The sequence below is a fragment of the Actinoplanes sp. NPDC048791 genome, from assembly GCF_040650095.1.
In the GTDB taxonomy this organism is placed as follows: Bacteria; Actinomycetota; Actinomycetes; order Mycobacteriales; family Micromonosporaceae; genus Actinoplanes.
Genome location: NZ_JBEZGQ010001433.1, coordinates 1 through 1680, shown reverse-complemented (window position 1 = coordinate 1680; position 1680 = coordinate 1). Strand labels below are relative to the sequence as shown.

The following is a 1680-nucleotide window of genomic DNA, read 5'->3' as shown; positions in this document are numbered from 1 at the left end:
GCTGTCCGCCGTGCCGCCGCCCGCGTTCCGGCCGCCGACGGCCGAAGAGGTCGCCGCCGCCGGGACCCGCACGCTCGCCGACCTGGTCGGGCCCGGGCTGCGGGTGCTGTTCTCCGGGATCAACCCGAGCCTGTACTCGGCCGCCACCGGGCACCACTTCGCGCGCCCGGGCAACCGGTTCTGGCCCGCGCTGCACCGCGCCGGCTTCACCCCGGTGCTGCTGCATCCGTCCGAGCAGTGGAAGCTGCCGGAGCTCGGCCTGGGCATCACCAACGTCGTCGCCCGGGCGACCGCCCGCGCCGACGAGCTCACCCCGGCCGAGTTCGTCGACGGCGGCCGGCTGCTGGACAAGCTGGTGCGCACCTGGCAGCCGCGGTATCTCGCCGTGCTGGGCGTGACCGCGTACCGGGCGGCGTTCGGCCGGCCCAGAGCGCGGATCGGGCCGCAGGACGAGACCGTCGGCGGGGTGCCGGTGTGGGTGCTGCCGAATCCGAGCGGCCTGAACGCGCACTACACGGTCGACACGCTGGCGGCGGCGTACGCGGAGCTGCGGGAGGCGGCGGAGCGGTGACCCCCGAGGCCGACTGCTGGTTGGATCCCGGCATTGAGGTGCGGGATTCGGCGATCGAGGGGCGGGGGCTGTTCGCCCGGCAGGCGTACCCGGCAGGTGTAGTCGTCTCGCGTCTGGGCGGGCGGTTGGTGTCGTGGGCGGAACTGCGCCGGCTCATCGCCGACCCGGAGCAGCCGTACGTCGACACGATCACCGTGAGCGAGACCGAGCACCTGGTCCTGCCGCCCCGCCGCCCCAACGGCTACGGCAACCACAGCTGCGACCCGAACCTGTGGTGGGTGGGCCCGTACGAGCTGGCCACCCGGCGCCCGATCGCGCCGGGCGAGGAGCTGACCAACGACTACGCCACCAGTACGGCGGAGCCCGCGTACACGATGGCCTGCCGTTGCGGCACATCCTTGTGCCGCGGCACGGTCACCGGCGACGACTGGCGCCGCGCGGACCTGCGGGCGCGCTATGGCGAGCACTGGATCCCGATGCTGCTCGCCCGGATCGCCGCGCTGCCGGACGGCTCCGGCCGAAAGCCAGGTCAGCGGGGGCACTGACCTGACCTCCGGCGGCATCCGAGGGCCGCTTCCCAGGCCCCACCCTCCAAGACGGAGCTGAGCCCGGATTAGTTGCATTCAGAGCGTCGTGCTCTTGAACGCGGTACGCGTGAAGGCCGAGCCGGTCCACTTCCAGCTCTGGGTGATCCGCAGGTCGGGGCAGCACAGCGGGGCGTCGTCGCTGAGCGCCTCGGACTCGACGGTCAGCGAGCGTCCCTTCGTCCGCAGGTCGGCCGTCCGCAGGTACGAGTCCTTGCCGATGGTCAGCAGCGGCCCGGTGCTGGAGTCCGCGCCGAAGACGAAGACGCGCACCGCGTTGGTCGAGGTGGTCGTCGGGCAGGACGCCGCGACGATCGTGTCCTGCCGGCCGTCGCCGGTGAGGTCGGAGTGGTCGACGTGCTGCACCTCGGCCCGCTTCGGCAGGTCGGCGTGGCGCTTGCAGCCGAGCGCCCCGAAGGCGACCTTGGCCCAGTCGGTGTCGTCAGCCTGACCGCCCTGACCGGTCGACGGCTTCTCGCTGGTCGCCGGCTTCTCGGCCGGGGCCGGGGGCCGGGTCGAGGTGCT

At 73.3% G+C, this 1680-nt stretch carries 3 protein-coding genes; 2 read left to right on the top strand and 1 reads right to left on the bottom strand.

The genetic code is table 11. The annotated features are described in order from the left end of the window. Window position 1 precedes the first annotated feature (1 nt). Window positions 2–571: a G/U mismatch-specific DNA glycosylase gene (gene mug / locus AB0C29_RS47120; protein WP_360834732.1), complete on the top strand. Its 570-nt coding sequence runs from the start codon at window positions 2–4 to the stop codon at window positions 569–571. Continuing rightward, window positions 568–1116 (top strand): SET domain-containing protein-lysine N-methyltransferase, encoded by a 549-nt coding sequence (locus AB0C29_RS47115; RefSeq protein WP_360834730.1) that lies wholly within the window; start codon window positions 568–570, stop codon window positions 1114–1116. Before mug ends, AB0C29_RS47115 begins: the two co-directional genes overlap by 4 nt. A 78-nt stretch (window positions 1117–1194) precedes the next feature. On the opposite strand, the gene AB0C29_RS47110 is transcribed toward AB0C29_RS47115, so the two are convergent. After that, a partial coding sequence (locus AB0C29_RS47110; protein ID WP_360834728.1) for a hypothetical protein occupies window positions 1195–1680 on the bottom strand: 486 nt, incomplete at its 5' end.